General features: G+C 59.3%; 19 protein-coding genes and 1 tRNA gene. 9 read left to right on the top strand and 11 right to left on the bottom strand.

All coding sequences use genetic code 11. From position 1 onward, the window contains the following. Nucleotides 1–156 precede the first annotated feature (156 nt). Together ACRC4F_RS25310 and ACRC4F_RS25315 are read left to right on the top strand one after the other, a co-directional pair. Nucleotides 157–447, top strand: coding sequence for a DUF1654 domain-containing protein (locus ACRC4F_RS25310; protein WP_438661815.1), 291 nt, complete (start codon nt 157–159; stop codon nt 445–447). A gap of 4 nt (nt 448–451) precedes the next feature. Further along, entirely contained in the window at nt 452–1,141 is a 690-nt protein-coding gene (locus tag ACRC4F_RS25315; protein WP_109633159.1) for an endonuclease, read from the top strand. A 56-nt stretch (nt 1,142–1,197) separates the two neighbouring features. Here ACRC4F_RS25315 and ACRC4F_RS25320 read toward each other — a convergent pair whose 3' ends face one another. Next, nucleotides 1,198–2,109 (bottom strand): siderophore-interacting protein, encoded by a 912-nt coding sequence (locus ACRC4F_RS25320; RefSeq protein WP_438661816.1) that lies wholly within the window; start codon nt 2,107–2,109, stop codon nt 1,198–1,200. Between the two features lie 100 nt (nt 2,110–2,209). Next, nucleotides 2,210–2,575: an SPOR domain-containing protein gene (locus ACRC4F_RS25325; protein WP_438661817.1), complete on the bottom strand. Its 366-nt coding sequence runs from the start codon at nt 2,573–2,575 to the stop codon at nt 2,210–2,212. Between the two features lie 250 nt (nt 2,576–2,825). On the opposite strand from ACRC4F_RS25325, the gene csrA reads away from it, so the two are divergent. After that, on the top strand, nt 2,826–3,020 hold the full coding sequence (gene csrA / locus ACRC4F_RS25330; RefSeq protein ID WP_007938114.1) for a carbon storage regulator CsrA: 195 nt from the start codon (nt 2,826–2,828) through the stop codon (nt 3,018–3,020). A 193-nt stretch (nt 3,021–3,213) separates the two neighbouring features. On the opposite strand, the gene ACRC4F_RS25335 is transcribed toward csrA, so the two are convergent. The 3 genes from ACRC4F_RS25335 to ACRC4F_RS25345 form a co-directional block, all read right to left on the bottom strand. After that, a complete protein-coding gene (locus ACRC4F_RS25335) occupies nt 3,214–3,669 on the bottom strand; it encodes a DUF2214 family protein (RefSeq protein WP_438661934.1) in 456 nt (151 codons plus the stop codon). A 446-nt stretch (nt 3,670–4,115) separates the two neighbouring features. After that, nucleotides 4,116–4,310, bottom strand: coding sequence for a hypothetical protein (locus ACRC4F_RS25340; protein WP_438661818.1), 195 nt, complete (start codon nt 4,308–4,310; stop codon nt 4,116–4,118). 156 nt (nt 4,311–4,466) lie between these two features. Further along, on the bottom strand, nt 4,467–4,952 hold the full coding sequence (locus tag ACRC4F_RS25345; protein ID WP_438661819.1) for a hypothetical protein: 486 nt from the start codon (nt 4,950–4,952) through the stop codon (nt 4,467–4,469). Between the two features lie 258 nt (nt 4,953–5,210). Here ACRC4F_RS25345 and ACRC4F_RS25350 point away from each other — a divergent pair, with 258 nt between their 5' ends. Next, on the top strand, nt 5,211–5,432 hold the full coding sequence (locus ACRC4F_RS25350; protein WP_438661820.1) for a hypothetical protein: 222 nt from the start codon (nt 5,211–5,213) through the stop codon (nt 5,430–5,432). 247 nt (nt 5,433–5,679) lie between these two features. On the opposite strand, the gene ACRC4F_RS25355 is transcribed toward ACRC4F_RS25350, so the two are convergent. After that, nucleotides 5,680–5,756 (bottom strand) — tRNA-Val (locus ACRC4F_RS25355). A 183-nt stretch (nt 5,757–5,939) separates the two neighbouring features. Between ACRC4F_RS25355 and ACRC4F_RS25360 the strand changes: the two genes are divergently transcribed. After that, nucleotides 5,940–7,223: an NAD(P)/FAD-dependent oxidoreductase gene (locus ACRC4F_RS25360; RefSeq protein ID WP_438661821.1), complete on the top strand. Its 1,284-nt coding sequence runs from the start codon at nt 5,940–5,942 to the stop codon at nt 7,221–7,223. 120 nt (nt 7,224–7,343) lie between these two features. Here the strand turns inward: ACRC4F_RS25360 and ACRC4F_RS25365 are convergent, their stop codons facing one another. The 5 genes from ACRC4F_RS25365 to ACRC4F_RS25385 all read right to left on the bottom strand — a co-directional run bounded on the left by ACRC4F_RS25365 (nt 7,344) and on the right by ACRC4F_RS25385 (nt 14,044). Then, nucleotides 7,344–8,315 carry an XdhC family protein gene (locus tag ACRC4F_RS25365; protein ID WP_438661822.1) on the bottom strand — a complete coding sequence of 324 codons (972 nt, stop codon included), beginning with the start codon at nt 8,313–8,315 and terminating at the stop codon, nt 7,344–7,346. Between the two features lies 1 nt (nt 8,316). Then, a complete protein-coding gene (locus tag ACRC4F_RS25370) occupies nt 8,317–9,552 on the bottom strand; it encodes a c-type cytochrome (RefSeq protein ID WP_438661823.1) in 1,236 nt (411 codons plus the stop codon). A 2-nt stretch (nt 9,553–9,554) separates the two neighbouring features. Continuing rightward, the gene (locus tag ACRC4F_RS25375; RefSeq protein ID WP_007982256.1) at nt 9,555–10,094 is read right to left on the bottom strand and encodes a (2Fe-2S)-binding protein; all 540 of its coding nucleotides are present in this window, start codon (nt 10,092–10,094) and stop codon (nt 9,555–9,557) included. Further along, nucleotides 10,087–12,918 (bottom strand): xanthine dehydrogenase family protein molybdopterin-binding subunit, encoded by a 2,832-nt coding sequence (locus ACRC4F_RS25380; RefSeq protein ID WP_438661824.1) that lies wholly within the window; start codon nt 12,916–12,918, stop codon nt 10,087–10,089. The genes ACRC4F_RS25375 and ACRC4F_RS25380 overlap by 8 nt, the downstream gene beginning before the upstream one ends. Nucleotides 12,919–13,102: 184 nt before the next feature. Further along, entirely contained in the window at nt 13,103–14,044 is a 942-nt protein-coding gene (locus ACRC4F_RS25385; protein WP_438661825.1) for a LysR family transcriptional regulator, read from the bottom strand. 125 nt (nt 14,045–14,169) lie between these two features. On the opposite strand from ACRC4F_RS25385, the gene ACRC4F_RS25390 reads away from it, so the two are divergent. The 4 genes from ACRC4F_RS25390 to aldA are packed head-to-tail and all read left to right on the top strand — an operon-like array spanning nt 14,170 to nt 18,935. Continuing rightward, the gene (locus tag ACRC4F_RS25390) at nt 14,170–15,465 is read left to right on the top strand and encodes an MFS transporter (protein WP_438661826.1); all 1,296 of its coding nucleotides are present in this window, start codon (nt 14,170–14,172) and stop codon (nt 15,463–15,465) included. 17 nt (nt 15,466–15,482) lie between these two features. Beyond that, a complete protein-coding gene (gene rhmD, locus ACRC4F_RS25395) occupies nt 15,483–16,667 on the top strand; it encodes an L-rhamnonate dehydratase (RefSeq protein ID WP_077750338.1) in 1,185 nt (394 codons plus the stop codon). A 14-nt stretch (nt 16,668–16,681) separates the two neighbouring features. Further along, on the top strand, nt 16,682–17,482 hold the full coding sequence (locus ACRC4F_RS25400; protein WP_438661827.1) for an aldolase/citrate lyase family protein: 801 nt from the start codon (nt 16,682–16,684) through the stop codon (nt 17,480–17,482). A gap of 19 nt (nt 17,483–17,501) precedes the next feature. Then, a complete protein-coding gene (aldA, locus tag ACRC4F_RS25405; protein WP_438661828.1) occupies nt 17,502–18,935 on the top strand; it encodes an aldehyde dehydrogenase in 1,434 nt (477 codons plus the stop codon). Nucleotides 18,936–19,052: the final 117 nt, after the last annotated feature.

Genomic DNA, 19,052 nt, shown 5'->3' on the forward strand with positions numbered 1-19,052 from the left:
CCGACCGACTCCGGTCGGGCACCGCATTCACCACTCGCCGGCCTTGGCGAGTGGCTCATACCCTTCCGCTGTTCCGATAAATTTTTTCCTTCTTCCTACACCAAAAGGAAAAACCTGCTGTCAGAGGATTTTCTTGAATTTTAAGCAGTTGCGAAAATGCCTACAGTTAAATACTGTATGCACGTACAGCTTAATAAGGATAATTCCGTGGCCACCACCTCCGCCCCTCCTGACGCCTATCAACGCATGGGCATTCGCGTTCAGAAAATCATCAATTCCCCCACCGCTCAGAAAGCCAAGGCCGCACTGATCTTCCGTCTACCGGACGAACCCGTGGGTGAGTGGGAGCAATTGCTCGAAGAAATCGATGAGAACGACAACGTCACCCTCGCCTATCGCGACGATGGCGGTGTGCAGATTTTCTGGGTTGTGCCGAAGGAAGATTGAGTCAATGAGTGTCCGCTGGTTTGCATTGCTGTTTCTGTTCATCACCCTCGGCGCCCAGGCTGGCGCTCCACGCACCTTCAACGAAGCCAAAAAAGTTGCCTGGAAGTTGTACGCGCCGCAATCCACCGAGTTCTATTGCGGCTGCAAATACACCGGCAACAAGGTCAACCTCGCAGCGTGCGGGTATGTGCCGCGCAAGAACGCCAAACGCGCCGCCCGCATCGAGTGGGAGCACATTGTTCCGGCCTGGCAGATCGGCCATCAGCGTCAGTGCTGGCAAGAAGGTGGACGCAAGAACTGCACGCGGTACGATCCGACCTATCAAAAGGCCGAGGCTGATCTGCACAACCTGGTGCCTAGCATCGGCGAGGTGAACGGCGATCGCAGTAACTTCAGTTTCGGCTGGCTGCCAGTGCAATCGGGTCAGTATGGCTCGTGCCTGACCCAAGTCGACTTCAAGGCGAAGAAGGTCATGCCCCGACCTTCCATTCGCGGCATGATCGCCCGGACGTATTTCTACATGAGCAAGCAGTACGGTTTGCGCCTGTCGAAACAGGATCGCCAACTGTACGACGCGTGGAACAAGACCTATCCGGTTGAAGCCTGGGAACGCCAGCGCAACCAGAGCGTGGCGTGTGTGATGGGTCGCGGTAACGAGTTCGTCGGGCCCGTGGACATGAAAGCCTGCGGCTGATCGACCGCTGAAAAACAAAAAGGCCTCGGGGTAATTCCCGAGGCCTTTTTTCGTTTCTACCCGCCGCTTTTGTTGTAGCGCCAGTATCCCATCAGATTGAGTGAGTCCCGCGCGATGCCGCGTTCCTTGATCAGGTGCTTGCGCAGGCTCATCACGGCCACCGTTTCTCCGGCGATCCAACCGTAGAAACCGTCCCCGGTCGCGTCGCAGGTTTCCCAGAAAATCTCTTGGTCGACATCGACTTCCGTCAGCTCCACCGTTTCGTGAGCCTGCGAAGCAGTGACCGGCAGCTCTGCCTGACGGACCGCTTCAACCATCAATGACCCTGCCGCTTTACCGCTGGAATGATCCCGAATCAACCACCGCACCGTCAGCCCCGGCCATTCAGGGACCGGCAATGCGTCTTCCGCACTGTCCACCTCGAAAAATGCCTGAGTCATCGTCGGCTCGGCCAAAGCAGCTATCTCATCCAGAATGCCGAGAGCGGCGGGCAATGCAGTGGCATCGGCGACCAGCAACAGATGCTTGAGCCTGTGAGGCGGCTTCCATTCGAAACCTCCCGCGTCTTGCGCTGAAAACTGACGATCAGGTGCAACAATCTGGATCGACTCGCCCTCCACCGCACGGATCGCCCAGCGGGAGGCCGGACCGGTTTCACCGTGCAAAACGAAATCGATGTCCACTTCGCCTTGCTCGGCACGCAAATGTCGAATGGTGTAAGTGCGCATCGCCGGACGCTGGGCCACCGGCATCGAACGGTAGCGCGCATACCAATGCTGGTCATGAGCCAGCCGGGCAGGCGATCCATCTTCGGCTGGAAAGAACAGCTTCACCCGCTGATCTGGCGCCCAGGTGGCCATTTCGGTGACCATCGGACCGGCCAGGGTCACGCGCATCAAATGAGGACTGAGGTTTTTTTTGTGTGCAAGGACCGCGTCAAAGATTTTGTAAGGGGTGGCGGAGGCCATGGAGAGCTCCTTCTGGGAATCGACAGTGACTACGCTTAGAGACGAGTCAATGTGGATCCCCTTTAAGGGGCTTCGACAGAAGGCTTGCGTGAAAGGATTGTTACTGGGCTACGGGACGCTCAAGCACCAGCAATTCAATGTTCTGCTTCTTCGCCCGGGTAATCGCTGCAGCCACCTCGGCCTGTTTGGCTTCGGCCTCGGCTTTCGAATTGAATGGACCGAGCAGAATCCGGGTTTTGCCGTTTTCCTTGACGACGCTGGACATAAAGCTGTGTTCGATCAGCCAGCCGCTCAGGTCGCTGACGGCCTGTGGCGTTTCGCCTCTCACTTCAAGATCCCATTGCGGCCCGGTGGCTGCCGCCTGTGTGGAAACGACTGCGGGCTTCGGCTTTTGAGCGTCAACGCCCTTACCTTGATCGCACCCAACCAACGCCAGTACTGCGATTACCAAGACCATTTTGCGCACAACGTGTCCCTCTGAATGCTGAAAGCGGCGATTTTACCATTCATGAATACTTCCCGAGTGCCGCAAAATGGGCGCAAAACAACGAGAATGATGGTTGCGGCCTCTGTATAGTTACGCCTTGGGAATTAATGCAGCATCTGCGCGTCAGAAAGAGGCACCCAAACCGTGAGACTTCGCACTAATCTATACATACCACCGACCTCTGCACTGTTCGAATCAGGTGCCCTACAAAGCAATCAAGGAGAAGACCATGCTGATACTCACCCGCAAAGTCGGTGAAAGCATAAATATCGGTGACGACATTACGATCACCATTCTGGGCGTGAGCGGCCAGCAAGTCCGCATCGGCATCAACGCGCCGAAAGACGTCGCAGTGCACCGCGAAGAAATCTACCAACGCATTCAGGCTGGCCTGACAGCTCCAGACAAGCCACAGACTCCCTGAATCCTGTTGCAGTCAGTAGCCAGCCCGTTCAACTCCGGACAACGGCTGGCTAAAGATTCAAGCGTTGTATGGCCATCCGCTGATTCGTTCATCCCTTCCTGCCAAAAACGTGAAGCCGATATTAACGGCACGCCCTTGCCCTGACTGTCAGACATTTCTGAATAACCCCGAGGAAGAACGTGATCTGACGTGGCTAACCAAACGTCACGCCTCGCGCCATGCCCGTGGCCGCCACGACCATCAGCAATACCAGCAACCCCTCGACATGACTGATCCGCGCAAACAGCTTCGCGCGCCCAGCATCGATCGTCGCGCCACGGCTCAGCGCGATCCGCCATTTGATCAGCGTGATCATTGGCGCAACTTCAAGCAGCAGGATCAGAATGAAGAGCGTCATTTTGAGATGGAACAATGGCTGGTGAAGGTAGTAATCAGTGCCCTTTTCGTACCCACCGAAGGCACGCATCCCACCAGTGACCAGGAGGATGACGGCAGAAATTCCCCACAGGTTATCGGCCATCAACACACGGCGAGCCTCCCCCGCCCCGGCAGCCAGTCGGCTAAACGCCGTCCCGCGTGTCAGTACAGCCCAGAACCCCAAGGCAAAAGCCAGCAGGTGAATTGCCGCAAGCGACCAATGAACCAACATTGAAAGACCCCCATCAGACCGAGTTTGAGTTTGGCCAGACAGTAGTAGCCCAAAAAACCGGGATTCGCTCGATTTGCACAGAGCGATTTCCATAGACGCAGGACGCCATAACGGCGTTTTTTTCAAAGCAATGGATGCGTGCCTGAAGCGGCCCTGATGAAGTTCGAGCGAACCGGGGCAAATTACAGGCAAAAAAAAATCCCAAGCAGCTGATGGACGCTTGGGACTTAAAAATGCATAAACCGTGGTGGTGAACGCGAAGCAATCTTACCTAAAACCGACACTTGTAACAATATATTTTGAGGACCGTTCGGTTAATAAATATTCTAAGTGATTAAATATCCACACTATTTTTGTGGACCCTGAACAAACCATCCCATACCAATGTCGTCACTGTCTTTTTAAAAGCGTTAAACAGAGAGCCCAGCACGATGGCTGGGCTACGGTTATTTCCTGTTTTCCATCATCTTGTCGGCAAGCGCCTTGGCCCTTTCAATCAACAGGTTCTGCCTGTCTTCGTGAGTAGCCCCTCCGACAACCGGTGCCGTCAGATTGCTTTCCGCAATCAACGCAGCGCAGAAGTATTGATCCCAAACAGTCCTGTCTTCAGATAGCTGTTTGTTTGTTTGGTCGGCGATCATATGCGGCTCCTTTTGGTGAGGTAGCACCGCCAGTTTACGCCTGAATGGCTGGTTTTCGCGTCACAGAAATCACCTTCCAGGAGCGTCATGAGTCTGGCTGGCAGGAACGCGCGTCAGACACCAGGGATCATCGAGCGAGCAGGCATTCACGATTGATCAACCTGGCGTTTTGAACCAGTAGTCCGCTCGCTTCCCCGGATCAGCCACGATCTCATCGCATTTAGCCGAATATTTCTTTATCAAATTCGACCATTTCACGGCGTCACCATTAACTTCTTCAAGCATTGATTTGACCGCCCTTTCCGTTTTGACTCGAATCATGTCCTTACTAATGAGCTCTTTGGCAAAAGCTAAAGCACTGACCGCTGCTTGTTTTTTCTGCTCGGCCAATTCCGGTTGCGCCCGAACAGACCTGGAGGAAATCAAATAGAAGCCGGCGCAGTCAGTAAGCTCATCGGAAAAACCGTTGATTGCTGGATCGGCCTCGACCGCAGAAGCTGAGCCCAGCGGAAGCAACAATACAAAAAAAAGATATCGACCCACAGCGAGCGTCCTTTCAACGGCTTGAGATGTGCGGGCTTTGTAGCACACCCCGAAAAGGACAGCACTAATCCCCTTCAAATTCAGCCGTTTAGCAGACATCGAAGGTTCATTGATTCGATCAGCAGATCTGCCGGGGGAAAGCCCCGAGCCGGGGCTGAACGGGGTTTCGGCAAGCCATTGGCCCCCCCCTCGAAATCGAAGGCACCAGCGACTGGCTTGACTGCCGACTGACTTTGAGACCTGGCGCAGACCTCAACGAGGCATCGGTATGAATACCAAGACGACTGATTGACCTCGTTTTTTGTGATCGGAACTATACTGCCGCACTGAATGTGCACTCAAACGGAGTTTTGCAGGATGCAAACACAACAAGAAAACAATGAATTTTCCTCTGCCGTCAGATCTCGTATAGCCAAGCGCCGCCGGCTCGCGCTGGTGGCCTTATCGGAAGAACTGAAAAATGTGTCACTGGCGAATGACAGTCTGAAACGGCTACTCAACGAGATTCGCCCTCACTTCTTCGACGATCACGCAGTTGCAATTAAAATCGATGCCGTACTGAACCCCGCAAACCGTTAACCTGTAACACTCCCCCGAGCGTCCGCCCGTGACGCTCGTTGCATTTACTCCCTCCCCTTCAAAGTCAGCCGCTACAGCGGCGGGAACGAAGCCATGCCTGAAGAAAATGAGGTCGTTTACGGCGTTCACAGTGCCGACTGTGAACGGACCCTATATTTTGTGAACGTTTTGATGAAACCCCAGACAACAAAAAAGGGCCCACCTTTCGGTGAGCCCTTCTAGACCGCCCAGCAGAGCGGATTTTGTTTGGTAGGCGCGATTGGACTCGAACCAACGACCCCCACCATGTCAAGGTGGTGCTCTAACCAACTGAGCTACGTGCCTGCTGTGAGGCGGCATTCTACGGAATTCCGGAGGGGTGTCAACACCTTTTTTCGCGCTAACCCTATGAATATGCAAAATATTTAATTTCGCGGCGGTTAAGAAGATTTTCCGGTGGCTGGCGGTCGATTTTTAACTCGGGTAGGATCGATGCACTCGTAAAATATATTAAACAGAGGCAGCCGGATGGCGAACACCCCCTACCCCGAATCCTATTACGCCGCGTCGGCCAATGCGGTTCCGCCGCGTCCAGCGTTGCAGGATGACGTAGAGACTGATGTCTGTGTGATTGGTGCCGGTTACACAGGGCTGTCCTCTGCCCTGTTTCTGCTGGAGAACGGTTTCAAGGTCACGGTGCTAGAAGCCGCCAAAGTTGGTTTTGGTGCGTCGGGCCGTAACGGCGGGCAAATCGTTAACAGTTATAGCCGCGACATTGATGTGATCGAGCGCAGCGTCGGTCCCAAGCAAGCTCAGTTGCTGGGGCAAATGGCCTTCGAGGGCGGGCGAATCATTCGTGAGCGGGTCGCCAAATATAATATCCAGTGCGACTTGAAGGACGGCGGTGTGTTCGCTGCTATAACCGTCAAGCAGATGGGGCATCTGGAATCGCAGAAACGCCTGTGGGAACGTTTTGGTCATACGCAACTTGAGTTACTGGACCAAAAGCGCATTCGTGAAGTGGTGGCCTGCGATCAATACGTCGGTGGCATGCTCGACATGAGCGGCGGGCACATACATCCGCTGAACCTAGCGTTGGGCGAAGCGGCGGCGGTCGAGTCGCTGGGCGGCACTATTTATGAGCAGTCGCCAGCGGTACGCATCGAGCGTGGCGCGAATCCGGTGGTGCATACGCCACAGGGCAAGGTCAGGGCCAAGTTCATCATCGTGGCCGGCAATGCGTATCTCGGTAATCTGGTGCCGGAGCTGGCGGCCAAGTCGATGCCGTGCGGGACTCAGGTGATCACCACCGAACCTCTGGGCGATGAATTGGCCAAGCGCCTGCTGCCACAGGACTACTGCGTCGAGGACTGCAATTACCTGCTCGATTACTACCGGCTGACCGGCGACAAGCGCCTGGTCTTCGGTGGCGGGGTTGTTTATGGCGCGCGGGATCCGGCGAACATCGAAGCGATCATTCGGCCGAAGATGCTCAAGGCGTTCCCGCAGCTCAAGGACGTGAAGATTGATTACGCCTGGACCGGCAATTTCCTGCTGACCCTGTCGCGTCTTCCTCAGGTCGGACGGATTGGCGACAACATCTACTATTCCCAGGGTTGCAGCGGCCACGGCGTGACGTACACGCACCTGGCGGGCAAGGTGCTGGCCGAAGCGTTGCGTGGCCAGGCCGAGAGGTTCGACGCGTTTGCCGACCTGCCGCACTACCCGTTCCCCGGCGGACAATTGCTGCGCACACCGTTTGCTGCGTTGGGTGCGTGGTATTACGGGTTGCGGGACAAGTTCGGGTACTAAGCAACAGCGCGATATCTTGTGGGAGTGAGCCTGCTCGCGATGAGGCCGTCACATTCAACATTAATGCTGCCTGCCAGTCCGCCATCGCGAGCAGGCTCGCTCCCACAGGGGGCATGGTGTCTAGAGTCGATCCCGCGCGATGCCGCTGCGGATTCGCAGGATGTCAGCAAGTACGGCGAGGGCAATTTCCGCAGGGGTTTTACTGCCCAGGTTCAAACCGATGGGCGCATGGATCCGCGCCATTTCCGCGTCTCCCAACCCACCAATCCTGCGCAACCGCTCGAAGCGCTTTTGCGAGGTCTGCATGGAGCCCATCACACCGATGTAAAACGCCTCGGTGCGCACCGCCTCCATCATCGCCAGGTCGTCGATGCGCGGGTCGTGAGTCAGGGCCACCACCGCGGTGTCGCTGTGGCAGCCGCCGTCGGCAATGAACACCGACGGCAATTGTCGACGAATCTCGACGTTGTCCAGCACGACGCCTTCCAGCACTTCGTCGCGCGGATCACAGAGAATCACCTCGAACCCCAGGCCAACCGCAAACTCTGCACACGCCTGGGCGACGCTGGAATACCCCGCCAACAACAAACGCTGAGCTGCGCCGATCCGCACGCGTACCCGGTCAATCTCACGTTCGATACGCACACCCTGTTCACGATCAGTGAACAGACTGCGCGCACCGCTGGCCAGATCGATCTCGCGGATCAGCCGCCGCTGGCCCAGTAACGCCGACTCCAGCTCCCGCAGATGAGCCTGAACCTCGCACTCGGGCTCAAGCGTCTCCACCAGCACATCAAGCACACCGCCGCAGGGCAGACTCACGCGAGAACGCGGATCATCGCCTTCGCCATAACGAACGACGCTGACCGCCTCAACAAACGCACCCTCGGCGACACGTTCGAGAAAGTCTTCCTCGACGCAGCCGCCGGACAGCGAACCGATCCATTGTCCGTCGGTGTTCACCACCAGCAACGAGCCCGGCGCACGCGGCGCCGAGCCATAAGTGGCGAGCACCGTGCACAGCCAGATACGCTGGCCAGCCATCGACCATTCCAGCGCCCGTCGCACCACTTGCAGATCGAGATGCTGCATGTCAGTGCGCCTTGTGCTCGAGCGGCGGCGCATCGGCCCGCAACGTCTGCACGTCGCTTACCGCCAGATCACCCGACTGACCACCCCAACCCTGACGCAAGTAGTTCAGCAGATCGGTGAGTTGCTCGTGGCTGAGCTTCTCGGCAAACCCCGGCATCGGTTGCATGTGTTCGAACCCGGCAAATTTCTGCTCACCAATGCCGTCATCGATCACCCGCACCAGGTTGCGCGGATCTTCCAGGCGCAGCGTGGTGTTACCACGCATGGCCACGGCGATGTGCGGTTTGCCTTCGCCGCCGACCGCGTGACAACCGGCGCAGACGTTCAGGTAATCCTGACGACCGCGTTGGGCGCTGGCACTAAGCTTGTCCAGAGGCACATCGGTCAACACTTTCGCCGCCGGTGGTTGATCGCCGAGCAGGAAGGTCGCCATCGCCGCCAGGTCCGGGTCATTGAGGCCCTGTGTGCTGTTGTGGAACACCGGGAACATCTCGTTGAACATCGTGCCCTGGGCGCTCATGCCGTGCTTGAGGAACGAGCTCAGGTCCTGATGATTCCAGCCGCGCGCGGCCAAGTCGTTAGCCAGTAAGCTTGGCGCCAGATAGCCGTTGAGCAGGCCTCCGGTCATGCGTTTGTCCTGCTGCATTGCGCCGGGCAACCCGCGTGGGGTGTGGCATTCGCCGCAGTGACCGAGCACGTCGACCATGTATTGGCCGCGTTTCCAGGCTTCGCTTTTGCCTTCGGCGGGTTCCAGTTTCACGTCCTTGCCGTAGAGCATGTTCCAGCCCATCAAGCCCAGACGCACGTTGAACGGAAAGCTCAGGCTCGTGACCGGTGCTGCACGCTCGATCGGCTCGACGGTTTTCAGGTAAGCATGAATCGCGTCGGAGTCTGCGCGCGGCATCAGGTGATACGAGGTGTACGGCATTGCCGGATACAGGTTCGCGCCATCGCGACGCTTGCCTTCGGTAAGCGCGGCGAAGAATTCGTCATCGTTGTACAAACCGATGCCGTGCTCTTTGCTCGGGGTGATGTTGGTGCCGTAGATCGTACCGAACGGCGAGACGATCGGCAGACCGCCCGCGTACGGCGCGCCACCCGGCGCGGTGTGGCAGGCCATGCAATCGGCGGCACGGGCGAGATAGGCACCGCGAACAACCTGATCATCGGCATGAGCCAGAAATACCGGCACGGTCAGGCCGACCGCCAGCGTCAGGCGGGATATTAAATGCTTCATGCTTAACCCTCCTTGACCAGACCGAGATCGGTCAGCACGTTGCGCGTGGCGCTGTAATAACGCACGTAGCCGGTGCAGCGACAGATGTGGTGGCCGAGGCTGTCCTCGATGACTTTTTCCAGCTGGCTTTTGACGATGGGCTGACGCTGCAGCTTCTCCACCAACACCGTCGCGGCATTCACAAAACCCGGTGCGCAGTAGCTGCACTGGAAGGCGAATTCATCGACGAAGCGCTGCTGAATCGGATTCAGCTCGGTGACCTTGCCCTGCTCGTCGCGGGTCGCGTGGCCCTCGATGGTCCGCACCTTTTTGCCTTCGAAATAGTGCGCGCCGGTGATGCAGGTGCGCACTTCTTCGCTGGTGCCGTCCGGGTTGTCGACGATCACTACGCAGGCATGGCAGATGCCCTGGCCGCAGCCGAGGCGCGAGCCGGTGAGGTTTTTGTATTCGTGCAGGTAATCGATCATCGGCAGGTCATCAGGGATGTCCACCGGGCCGACGGATTGACCGTTGAGGGTCAGTTGAAGCGGACGGTTAGCCATTGAGGGCCTCCTTGATGCGTGCAGAAGTGATGGGCAGGTCGCGGACCCGTTTGCCGATGGCGTGCGCCACGGCGTTACCGATGGCGCCGACCACCGGGATCATCACCACTTCGGCGATGCCCTTGGAGGGATCGCTCGGCGACAGCGGCGGCAGGATCTCGGCCGTCTGTTTCCAGACCGCAACGTGGCGGGCCATCGGCAAGCGGTAACGGTTGAAGTTCCAGTCACCCTCCCCCGGCCCGCCTTCGTACAGCGGCATCTCTTCCATCAACGCATGACCGATGCCCATGGCGATCCCGCCTTCGAGCTGACCCTTGACCAGTTCTTCCACCAGCACCCGACCGCACTCGACCCACGAGTGATGATTGAGCACCTGAACCTCGGCCGACCCCTTGTTCACTTTCAATTCCACCAGCGTCGCGACCGGGCTGTAATAAGTCACCGCCGCGTTGTTCAGCTGAGTGTCCGGGTAATGGATATTCTGGCGGTCGAGCAGGTGGAAACCAGCGCTGTTCATCTGCGTCTTTTTCACGCTCGGAGCGCCGTCGCCGTACTTCACCGCCAGACCATCGAGCGGCAGACGCTCGCGCACGCCGTCGATGCTGAACTCGGCCTCGGCCCAGCTCCAACGGTTGAAACCGTGCACCGTCGCGCCGGTCACCAGGCCTTTTTCGTGGGCATGTTTAGCCAGCTGTTCGAAGCTCAATGGCTGCATGCCGTTGGCGGTGAGTCGGCCATCGACCCAATGCGCGTCTTCGCGGCGCACCACATACGGGTTGGCCTGGCCGCCGTAAGGGCCTTGGCCCCAGATCTGCAACGCCGCCGGCCACAAACCGTGGTTGAACAGCACGCGCGCTGCTTCACGGGTGGCGTGGCTGAAGTAGTAGGCAGAGTTGGTCGCCGACGAGGCCGAGGCGAGCTTGCCGACCCAGCGCGGATTGCGCAGGAAATTGTCCTGCTCGGCCTGGCTCATGATGTAAGGGTTGCCGCCGGTGATCAGCTGCAACTCTTTCCATTCGGTCTCGCCGGTCTTCACTTCAGTCGCCGGGACGCCAAGAAAATCCGCCACGACCAAGGCTTGCGAGGTGGACATGCCAGTGCCGATTTCGATACCGATGTGGCGCAGGGTGATGTGCCCATCAGCGGTGAATTCGATACTGGCCATCGGCGCTTCGGAACCGGTGCCGAAGTCTTTCTGGCAGATGGCAAAACCGACGCCGTACCAGTTATCCGGGTCCTGGGCTTCGCGCTGTTTCTTGATCGCGTCGCGGTTCTTCCAGACTTCGTGGACAGCCGCTTTATCGAGAATCTCGTGCAGGCGTAATGCACCCGCCGGCACCGCGCCCTGGGTGTTTTTCATGCCCGAGACCATGGCGTTTTTCTTGCGCAGGTCGATGGCGTCGATGCCGAGGCGATCGGCGATTTCGTCGACCATCATCTCGGTGGAGGCCATGCTCTGCAGGGTTCCATAACCACGCATCGACCCGGCCTCAACGGCGCGGGAATGATAGGCGGTGACCTGCAGATCGTTCTGCGGCATGTAGTAGATCGACTGCGCCGCCGTGGCGCCAACCGCCGCCACCGATGGGCTGTAGTTGATGCGCCCACCGCCGTCGACGTTCATCTCGGCGCGGAAAATCTTGAAGCTGTGATCGGTCTTGTCCACCGCCAATTGATAGCGGATATCGAACGGGTGACGCTTGATGCCGCTTTGGAATTGCTCGTAGCGATCGTTGGCCAGACGCACCGGCACACCGGCGCCGTACAACGCCGCAAGCGCCGCGTAGTAGACGAAGATGTTGTGGTCTTTGGAGCCGTAACCGACGGTGTAACCCGGGTGCATGTTCAGGTTGGCCAGGCCGAAACGCGACGGAGCGATCATCTTCGCGGTTTCGGTCGCGGTCTCCAGCGGGCACTGGGTGGCCACGACAAAATGCAGGGTCTTGGTCGCAGGGTCGTACCAACCGTTGCCGTTGTCCGGCTCCATGGCAGCCGGTTCAATCGACGGGGTTTTGTAGCGCTCATCGAACACCAGCCAGTTGTCGGGCGGCGTGTCGATCTGCTGCTTCATGCGCTCGGCGTAAAACAGCCCGCGCTCGGTCAGGTTGCCGTGCAGGTCCGGCTGGGAATTCCACACCGGGCGACGGTTTTTCAGCATCGGGAACAGGATCGAATCCTTGAGGCTGGCGAATTCGTCTTCGTCCGCCGAGGTAGCACCGCCGACGCGCACGTAGCGGAAGCTGCCGTAGGGATCGCCTTCGTAGAACGGCACTTTGTCGCCGTAACGAATCGCTTTGTCATTGAACTTGAGCTTGGCCTTGGCCTGACGGAAACGCTCGAAGTCGCTCCAGATCAGGATCGCCACCGGGTGCCCGATAAACATCGGCACCTTGCCTTCCGGCAGAAGCGGATCCGGCGCGTGCTCTTCCGGGAAAGCGATGCCGTCCTTGTCCAGGTCGGCGGCGGTGACGATGCGGTCCGGCTGCAACTCGTCGCCGAGCCACGACAGGTCATGACCGGCGTAGATGCGATCGGCCTTGGTGGTTTTCAGCAGCATGGCGTGGCCTTGCTGCTGCGGCCAGCCCGGCATGTCCTTGGCGCGGATGTCGCGGGCAAAGACTTTGCTGCCACAGACCTTGGACAAGGCATCGTTACGCGAGCGCGCCTTGCCGTTGTTGCCGAGCCATTGCTCGGACGGCACGGTCACGCTGTTTTCCATCAAGGCCGCCAGCGCCTGACTGCTGAGCGGCGTGAGCGTCACGCTCACACCCGCCACCAGCCCGCCCTGAAGGAACGAGCGCCGGGATATTTCACGGTTGGACATGGATCATCCTCTGGGCGGTTATGGGTCCGCCCTTCTGGTTATGTTCTGGGGATCTCGAGTCTTGCAGAAGCCCTTTTTGACGAAGCAAAGGGCTGTGTTGACAGTGCAAAGCTGACCGAAAGGTTAACTTTATAGATTTATGCGCTTATAGAAAACAACTGGTTACAGAAATCTGACCGAACAATCAAAAAACTGCCGCTTTCCGGCGCAGCAGATCGATAAACAAACCCAACTCCCGGCTGATGTGTTCGCCCTTGCGCAGCAGCAATCCGAACGGCGCCAGTTGCACGTCCAGCTCCACCGGCAGCGCCACCACCAGACCCATTTTCAGGTAGTCGCGCAACGCGGTTTCCGAGAGCACCATGATGGCGTCGGTCAGTTGAATCAGCTGCTGCATCGAATACACCGAGCTGCATTCGATGATGTCCGCGGGCGTCGGCAAGGCCAGGCGCTGCAAGGCCTGATCCAGTCCAATACGCGCCGGACTGGTTTCCGGCTGCAGGATCCACGGCCAGCCGCTGACCAGTTCCGAAAGTTCGAGTTTTTCCCGTTGCACCAAAGGATGTCCGGCATGAACCACGACCAGCAACCGTTCGTTACCCAGCTGTTCGAACTCGTAATGCTCGCTGTCGGTGGCGGCATTGCGACGGGCGATGGCGAGGTCGATGCGGCCCTGTTCCAGGAGCTGGATTACCTGGTCGCTGGTGTCGCCCATGATGCGAATGCGCAACTGCGGATTGAGCGCCTTGATCTCGGCAATCGAATCCATCACCAGGTCCGGCGCAGCGCCCATGATGGTGCCGATGGACAGATAACCGTAACCGCCCTGCTGCCGCGCGATCAGGTCTTCGGCGCAGCGGTCGAGGCCGCTGAGGGCGGATTCGGCGAAGCGAATCAACTCACTGCCCAGCGCCGTTGGCCGCATCCCGCGGGGCAGGCGCTCGAACAGGTCGCAGCCGAACATGTCTTCAATCTCATGCAGCATCCGGGTCGCCGCCGGTTGCGACATGTTCAGGCTTTGCGAGGCGCGGTGCAGGTTCTGACTGCTGCTGAGCGTCACCAGCATGTGCAAATGCTTGTAGCGCAGACGATTGAGCAGGCTGCGGGAGATGATCGGCGTGGTCATGGCGGGCCTGTGTTATCGATACCCTTAAGGTATCAGTTGTGAGCTAGATTCGATTTGTAACGCATCGATCCACGGCCGTACAGTCTTTCCCATAAGAACAAATGCCCTACCAAAGGAAAACTGCGATGAAGACTCTACCCGCGCCTCTGCTCGCCAAAATTTCCTGGCGGCTGCTCCCCTTCCTGCTGTTGATGTACATCATGGCCTTCCTCGACCGTGCCAACGTCGGGTTCGCCAAGCAAGCCTTTCAAGCCGACACCAATATCAGCGACGCCGCCTTCGCCTTTGGCGCTGGAGTGTTTTTCGTCGGTTATGCGCTGTTGGAAGTGCCGAGCAATCTGATCCTGCACCGTGTCGGCGCCCGTCTGTGGATGTGCCGGATCATGGTCACCTGGGGCCTGGTCTCCGCCGCCATGGTCTTCGCCCACACCGAAACCAGCTTCTACATCCTGCGCTTTTTGCTGGGCGTGGCCGAAGCCGGATTCTTCCCTGGCGTCATCCTTTACCTCACCTACTGGTTCCCGAGCGCCGCGCGCGGCAAGGCCATGGGCTTCTTCTACTTCGGTGCACCGCTGGCGTTCATCTTCGGCAGCCCGTTATCCGGATTGTTGCTGGAGCTGGACGGATTTGCCGGTGTCCACGGCTGGCAATGGCTGTTCGCGGTTGAAGGCCTGATGGCCACGGCGGTGGGCGTCTGGGCCTATTGGTACCTGGACAATCGCCCAGCCGACGCCAAATGGCTGACCGTCGAGGAACGCCAGCAAGTGCAGGCTGTGATCGATCTGGAAGACAGCCATAAACAGAATCATGGCCGCAGTTTGCTCAACGTGTTGTGCCAACCCTCGGTGCTGTACCTGTGCCTGATTTACCTGCTGATTCAGGCCAGCGTGTATGGCGTGGTTTTCTATCTGCCTACTCAAGTCGGCGGGTTGCTGGGCACCAAGGTTGGGCTAATGGTCGGGCTGGTCACGGCCATTCCGTGGATCTGCGCAATCGTCGCCGCGTACCTGATCCCTGGCTACAGCGACCGCACCGGCGAACGACGCCGCACTGCCTGCCTGACCTTGCTGATGTCGGCGGCCGGCATTGCCTGCTCGGTGACCTTCGCCAGCCCGTTCCTTGGCATCGTCGCCCTGTGCTTTGCAGCCTCCGGCTTCATCGCCGTGCAACCGGTGTTCTGGACCTTCCCTTCCAGTTATCTCGCCGGCAGCGCCGCAGCGGCCGGGATCGCCTTGATCAACTCGTTCGGTGCCCTCGGCGGTTTCATTGCCCCGGTGCTGAAGAACTGGGCCGAAGGCGCCTTCCATTCCCCGGCCGCCGGTTTGTACGTGCTGGCCGGCACCACTGTCATCGCCGCGTTGCTGGTCCTGGGTATCCGCTCACCGGTCCAGAAGCCTTCCAACAAACCGGCCACCGTTTAAACCTGAGGAGTCACACCATGGGCATTCCAACCATCAAACACGTCCGCGCCTTCACCCTGCGAGGCGGCGGCGCGGATTATCACGATCAGGCGGACGGCCACTGGATCGACGATCACATTGCCACGCCGATGAGCAAGTACCCCGAGTACCGCCAGAGCCGCCGCACCTTCGGCATCAACGTGCTCGGGACCCTGGTGGTCGAGATCGAAGCCAGCGACGGCACGGTCGGTTTTGCCGTGACCACTGGTGGCGAGCCTGCCGCTTACATCGTCGAGAAACACCTGGCGCGTTTCCTCGAAGGCGCACGGGTCACCGACATCGAAAAAATCTGGGACCAGATGTACCAATCGACCCTGTATTACGGGCGCAAAGGCATCGTCATCAACACCATCTCCGGCGTTGATCTGGCGCTGTGGGATTTGCTCGGCAAGATCCGCAAAGAGCCAGTGCACCAATTGCTCGGCGGTGCGGTGCGCGACGAATTGCAGTTCTACGCCACCGGCGCCCGTCCGGATCTGGCGCAGAAAATGGGTTTCATCGGCGGCAAGATGCCGTTGCACCACGGCCCGGCCGAAGGCGAGGAAGGCCTGCGCAAGAACCTCGAAGAACTGGCGACCATGCGCGAGCGGGTTGGCCCGGACTTCTGGCTGATGCTCGATTGCTGGATGAGCCTGGACCTCAACTACGCCACCAAACTGGCGGTCGGTGCTCACGAATACGGCTTGAAGTGGATCGAAGAAGCCCTGCCGCCGGACGATTACTGGGGTTACGCGGCCCTGCGCAACAATGTGCCCAAAGGCATGCTGGTGACCACCGGCGAACACGAAGCGACCCGCTGGGGTTTCCGCATGCTCCTGGAAATGGGCTGCTGCGACATCATCCAGCCGGACGTTGGCTGGTGCGGCGGCATTACCGAGCTGGTGAAAATCTCCGCCTTGGCCGACGCGCATAACGCCCTGGTCATTCCCCATGGCTCGTCGGTCTACAGCTACCACTTCGTCGCCACCCGGCATAACAGCCCGTTCGCCGAATTCCTGATGATGGCGCCGAAAGCGGATGAAGTGGTGCCGATGTTCCATCCGCAATTGCTCGGAGAACCGGTGCCGGTGAACGGTCGCATGCGCCTGTCGGCACTCGACCAGCCAGGTTTCGGCGTGACGCTCAACCCGGAATGCCAACTGCATCGGCCGTATAACCGCTGAGAAAGGAACCCGTCATGAACATGCCTCACAACGCTTTCAAGGCTGCGCTGAAAAATCCGGCGACCCAATACGGCATATGGGCCGGTTTCGCCACCGGCTACGCCGCCGAGATCGTCGCTACCACCGGCTACGACTGGATGCTGATCGACGGTGAACACGCGCCCAACACGGTGCCCGGTGTACTCGCGCAATTGCAGGCGGTCGCGCCCTACTCCACTGCGCCCGTCGTGCGTGCGGTGACGGGCGATGCCAACCTGATCAAGCAACTGCTGGATATCGGCGCGCAGACCCTGATGATCCCAATGGTCGAAACCGCCGAGCAAGCCGCCGCGCTGGTGCGCGCCATGCGCTATCCGCCGCATGGCATTCGCGGCGTGGGCGGCGGCCTGACCCGCGCCACGCGCTGGGATGGCGTGCCGGACTACCTGAACACCGCCCATGAGCAGTTGTGCCTGATCGTGCAGGTGGAATCGCGCACGGGTGTGGAAAACGTTGAAGCGATCGCCGCCGTGGAAGGCGTTGACGCGGTGTTTATCGGCCCGGCGGATTTGTCCATCGGTCTCGGCCATGCCGGAAACCCGGGTCATCCTGAAGTCCAGGAACACATCCGATACGCGGTGCAAGCAACCCTCGCGGCCGGCAAGGCCTGCGGCATTCTCGCGCCAAACGAAGAGGACGCGCGCCGCTATCAGAGCTGGGGCTGCCAGTTCATTGCGGTGGCCATCGACATCAGCCTGCTGCGCCAAAGCGCCATGGCCACCCTCGCGCGCTACCGCACACCGGCCACCGAGCACGCGCCGTCGCGCACCTATTGATCAGCCAAGGAGTCGTCCCATGTCGTCCGTGCCTGTCTACGAAAATTTCATCAACGGCCAGTTTGTGGCCAGTGCTGCCCATCTCGATGTGATCAACCCGGCCACCGGCGTCGTGCTGTCGAAAGTCCCGGCCTCGACGGCCGAAGACGTCGACCGCGCCCTCGCCGCCGCGCGTGCTGCGCAAAAAGACTGGTCGCGCAAACCGGCGATTGAACGCGCCGGGCATCTGCGCCGGATCGCCGCCAGGCTGCGGGAAAATGTCCAGCATCTGGCGCGCACCATCACTCTGGAACAAGGCAAGATCAGCGGTCTGGCGGAGGTCGAGGTCAATTTCACCGCCGATTACCTCGACTACATGGCCGAGTGGGCCCGGCGCATCGAAGGCGAGATCATCACCAGCGATCGGCAGAACGAAAACATCTTTCTGTTCCGCAAACCGCTGGGCGTGGTCGCCGGGATTCTGCCGTGGAATTTCCCGTTTTTCCTGATCGCTCGCAAGATGGCGCCGGCGCTGCTGACCGGCAACACCATCGTGATCAAACCCAGCGAAGAAACCCCGAACAACTGCTTCGAATTCGCCCGGCTCGTGGCCGAAACCGACCTGCCGGCCGGCGTGTTCAATGTGGTCTGCGGCGACGGTCGAGTGGGCGCGGCGCTCAGCGCGCACAAGGGCGTGGACATGATCAGCTTCACCGGCAGCGTCGACACCGGCTCGCGAATCATGGCCGCCGCTGCGCCGAACATCACCAAGCTCAACCTGGAACTGGGCGGCAAGGCGCCGGCCATTGTGCTGGCGGATGCCGACCTCGACCTGGCGGTGAAAGCCATCCGCGATTCGCGGATTATCAACAGCGGCCAGGTGTGCAATTGCGCCGAGCGGGTGTACGTCGAGCGCAAGGTCGCCGATCAGTTTATCGAACGCATTTCTGCGGCGATGAGCGCGACCCGTTACGGCGACCCGATTGCCCGGCCGGACGTGGAAATGGGCCCGCTGATCAACCGTCAGGGCCTGGACAGCGTCAACCGCAAAGTCCGCACGGCGTTGAGTCAAGGCGCGAGTTTGATCAGTGGTGGGCAGATAGCCGATTTGCCGAACGGCTTTCACTTCCAGCCAACGGTGCTGGCAGGTTGCAGCGCCGATATGGAAATCATGCGTGAAGAGATTTTTGGCCCGGTGCTGCCGATCCAGATCATCGATGACCTCGACGAAGCCATCGCCCTGGCCAACGACTGCGACTACGGCCTGACCTCATCGATCTACACCCGTGACCTGAACAAAACCATGCAGGCGATGCGCGAGCTGGATTTTGGCGAAACCTACGTCAACCGGGAGAACTTTGAAGCCATGCAGGGCTTCCATGCCGGGGTGCGTAAATCCGGGATTGGCGGTGCGGATGGCAAGCATGGGCTCTACGAGTACACCCATACCCATGCGGTGTATTTGCAGGGCTGAATCTGACACTTAATCTGTGGCGAGGGAGCTTGCTCCCGTCGGGGGGCGAAGCCACCCCTTTGGGGACTGCTGCCCAGTCCAGCGGGAGCAAGCTCCCTCGCCACAATGTACTCACCG

It is taken from the genome of Pseudomonas sp. (genome assembly GCF_051660785.1).
GTDB lineage: Bacteria > Pseudomonadota > Gammaproteobacteria > Pseudomonadales > Pseudomonadaceae > Aquipseudomonas.

Bases quoted from the DNA above. Each gene is read 5' to 3' on its own strand.
- rhmD (WP_077750338.1), top strand. From the start codon at position 15,483: ATGGGCATTCCAACCATCAAACACGTCCGCGCCTTCACCCTGCGAGGC.
- ACRC4F_RS25310 (WP_438661815.1), top strand. From the start codon at position 157: ATGCCTACAGTTAAATACTGTATGCACGTACAGCTTAATAAGGATAAT.
- ACRC4F_RS25315 (WP_109633159.1), top strand. From the start codon at position 452: ATGAGTGTCCGCTGGTTTGCATTGCTGTTTCTGTTCATCACCCTCGGC.
- ACRC4F_RS25320 (WP_438661816.1), bottom strand. From the start codon at position 2,109: ATGGCCTCCGCCACCCCTTACAAAATCTTTGACGCGGTCCTTGCACAC.
- ACRC4F_RS25360 (WP_438661821.1), top strand. From the start codon at position 5,940: ATGGCGAACACCCCCTACCCCGAATCCTATTACGCCGCGTCGGCCAAT.
- ACRC4F_RS25375 (WP_007982256.1), bottom strand. From the start codon at position 10,094: ATGGCTAACCGTCCGCTTCAACTGACCCTCAACGGTCAATCCGTCGGC.
- ACRC4F_RS25350 (WP_438661820.1), top strand. From the start codon at position 5,211: ATGCAAACACAACAAGAAAACAATGAATTTTCCTCTGCCGTCAGATCT.
- aldA (WP_438661828.1), top strand. From the start codon at position 17,502: ATGTCGTCCGTGCCTGTCTACGAAAATTTCATCAACGGCCAGTTTGTG.
- ACRC4F_RS25335 (WP_438661934.1), bottom strand. From the start codon at position 3,669: ATGTTGGTTCATTGGTCGCTTGCGGCAATTCACCTGCTGGCTTTTGCC.
- ACRC4F_RS25340 (WP_438661818.1), bottom strand. From the start codon at position 4,310: ATGATCGCCGACCAAACAAACAAACAGCTATCTGAAGACAGGACTGTT.
- ACRC4F_RS25370 (WP_438661823.1), bottom strand. From the start codon at position 9,552: ATGAAGCATTTAATATCCCGCCTGACGCTGGCGGTCGGCCTGACCGTG.
- ACRC4F_RS25365 (WP_438661822.1), bottom strand. From the start codon at position 8,315: ATGCAGCATCTCGATCTGCAAGTGGTGCGACGGGCGCTGGAATGGTCG.
- ACRC4F_RS25400 (WP_438661827.1), top strand. From the start codon at position 16,682: ATGAACATGCCTCACAACGCTTTCAAGGCTGCGCTGAAAAATCCGGCG.
- csrA (WP_007938114.1), top strand. From the start codon at position 2,826: ATGCTGATACTCACCCGCAAAGTCGGTGAAAGCATAAATATCGGTGAC.
- ACRC4F_RS25390 (WP_438661826.1), top strand. From the start codon at position 14,170: ATGAAGACTCTACCCGCGCCTCTGCTCGCCAAAATTTCCTGGCGGCTG.
- ACRC4F_RS25385 (WP_438661825.1), bottom strand. From the start codon at position 14,044: ATGACCACGCCGATCATCTCCCGCAGCCTGCTCAATCGTCTGCGCTAC.
- ACRC4F_RS25380 (WP_438661824.1), bottom strand. From the start codon at position 12,918: ATGTCCAACCGTGAAATATCCCGGCGCTCGTTCCTTCAGGGCGGGCTG.
- ACRC4F_RS25345 (WP_438661819.1), bottom strand. From the start codon at position 4,952: ATGTCTGCTAAACGGCTGAATTTGAAGGGGATTAGTGCTGTCCTTTTC.